This window comes from Verminephrobacter aporrectodeae subsp. tuberculatae At4 (assembly GCF_000193225.1).
GTDB classification, from domain to species: Bacteria; Pseudomonadota; Gammaproteobacteria; order Burkholderiales; family Burkholderiaceae_C; genus Acidovorax; species Acidovorax aporrectodeae.
On record NZ_AFAL01000827.1, the window covers coordinates 1 to 622 of the forward strand.

Annotated in this window: 1 protein-coding gene; it reads left to right on the forward strand. The window is 68.8% G+C overall.

The window, feature by feature from the left end; translation table 11 throughout:
- Positions 1 to 622 (forward strand): Ig-like domain-containing protein (locus VTU_RS34115; protein WP_040893818.1); only part of this gene is annotated, 622 nt, incomplete at both ends.

Sequence of the window (622 nt, forward strand, 5' to 3'; positions counted from 1 at the left end):
CCTGTCGGACCTCACGATCTTCCCCGCGCCCGGCGGCGGTGGCATCTTCTCCGACCTGCGCAGCGACGACGGCATCACCTGGCAGTGCACCCTCACGGCCCCGCCTGCCGACGGCCGCTCGCCGGGCAGCAACCGCGTCCGGGTGAACCTCTCCGGCGTGACCGATCCGGCGGGCAACCAGGGGGAGGGAAGCGCGTTTTCCTTCCCGTTCAGCTACGACCTCGTGCGCCCCACCGTGCGCATCACGCTGTCCGACACCGATCTCACCGTGGGCGAGAGCGCCTCCGTCACCTTTACCTTCAGCGAGCGCGTGACCGGCTTCACGCTGAACGAAGTCGTGCTCACCGGCGCCAACGGCACGCTGAGCCACTTCACGCCCGACACCGTCGGCAGAAACTGGACCGCGACCTTCACGCCCACGGCGAACATCAGCTCCGCGAACAACACCATCGGCGTGAACCTGAGCCGCGTGCGCGACGACGCGGGCAACGCGGGCGAAGGCCTGGGCAGCAGCGCCAGCTACCAGATCAACACCCTCGACCCCACGCGCCTGAACGCCACCATTACGCTCGCCGACACCCGCCTGACCCCGGGAGAAACCACCACCGTCACCTTCCGCTTC